The organism is Peterkaempfera griseoplana (assembly GCF_001418575.1).
In the GTDB taxonomy this organism is placed as follows: domain Bacteria; phylum Actinomycetota; class Actinomycetes; order Streptomycetales; family Streptomycetaceae; genus Peterkaempfera; species Peterkaempfera griseoplana.
Genome location: NZ_LIQR01000709.1, coordinates 1 through 1,005, shown reverse-complemented (window position 1 = coordinate 1,005; position 1,005 = coordinate 1). Strand labels below are relative to the sequence as shown.

General features: G+C 64.1%; 1 protein-coding gene. It reads right to left on the bottom strand.

Features of this window, described 5'->3' with window-relative positions:
• On the bottom strand, nucleotides 1-588 hold a 588-nt coding region (locus tag AOK09_RS35790), incomplete at its 3' end, for an ABC transporter substrate-binding protein (RefSeq protein ID WP_245687635.1).
• Between the last annotated feature and the right edge of the window lie 417 nt (nucleotides 589-1,005).

Sequence of the window (1,005 nt, the reverse complement as noted above, 5' to 3'; positions counted from 1 at the left end):
CAGGTACTCCAGCCACATCAGTTCGGGCCAGGTGTCCTTGCCGCCCAGTGCGAACGGGGTGATGTTCCTGGACCTGAGGGTGGCCGACACGGTCTGCAGCTCGGCCCAGGTGGTGGGCGGCTTGAGGTGGTTGGCCGCGAAGAGGCTCTTGTTGTAGAAGAGCACCACGGGCTGCATGCCCCGCATGGGGATGCCGTAGATCTTCCCGTTGAGTCCTCCCGCGGCCATGACGGACGGCAGGAAGGCGTTGGTCAGCGAGCGGTCGTCGTTGACCACCTGGGTGAGGTCCACCAGCTGCTTGTTGTCGACGTAGGTCTTGATGGAGCCGCCGCCCCAGTTGAAGAAGATGTCCGGCGGGCTGGAGGAGGCCATGGCGGTCCGCAGCTTGGTGGCGTACTCGGCGCCCGGCACGACGACCAGCTTCACCTTGACGTTGGAGGTCTTGTTGAACTCCTTGACCGCGGCCTGCTGCACCTTGACCGAGTCGTCGCCGTAGATCCAGGTAATGAGGGTGCCGCTCTCCTCGTCCGCGCTGCCGCTGCCCCCACTCTGGGAGGCACAGCCGGAAACAGTCCAGGCCAGCGCCACTGCGACTGCCCCCGCGACCCATCTACCTCCGCGCCAAGCGGTCCTCGCACTGGCCGTACCCATGGTTGCGCCTCTCCGAATGTTTCGCCGAGTTTGCGAACGATCTCGCGAAACGTAGGGGGCCAATGACAATGCGTCAAGGCTTCTGACAGAACTTCGCGAAAATCGACCGCTCGACCCCGGTGATCGCAACAACGCCGTTGTCACTGGCGCTTGTCGAAATGTTTCGAGGCTCCCGTGACGTTCAGGCCACTAAACTTTCGACGATATTTCGGAAATGGATCGTTGACCATCGGTCCTTCAGCGACGCATACTCTCCACCGGTCGAAACCTGCCCGTCACACCGCCGTTCCCCGGCGGCTCCCCCCGGTGACGGCGGCGGCACTCCACGACCGGTCCACCCGCCCTGCCCGCACG